Genomic DNA, 284 nt, shown 5'->3' with positions numbered 1-284 from the left:
GCCAGTTGTAGGCAAAAAACAGCACAATACCCAATCCCAATATCACGGCGGCAAAGGCGTAGATAAGCCACTGTCCCCAGTTATTGTTAGCCGGCTCAGGGTACAGGGCCAGTATGGCCTGATGTTGTTGTTCCGAGATAATGCCTTTGCCACGCCATTCTGCTGCTTGTTGTTGCAGCCAGCGAAGATGCGCATTTTTCATTATTGTCTTCCTTTTGCCTAAATGGCGTTAACCAAATCCTATGCAGGCGCAGCTTGATTGTTTAAACCGTGGCATGCCGGCC

General features: G+C 49.6%; 1 protein-coding gene. It reads right to left on the bottom strand.

The genetic code is table 11. The features are described from left to right. On the bottom strand, positions 1-202 hold a 202-nt coding region (locus J0A66_RS23060), incomplete at its 3' end, for a DUF2157 domain-containing protein (RefSeq protein WP_206576101.1). Positions 203-284 lie beyond the last annotated feature (82 nt).

This window comes from Bowmanella dokdonensis (assembly GCF_017254865.1).
Classification (GTDB): Bacteria; Pseudomonadota; Gammaproteobacteria; order Enterobacterales; family Alteromonadaceae; genus Bowmanella; species Bowmanella dokdonensis.
This window is presented reverse-complemented; position numbering and strand designations above follow the sequence as displayed.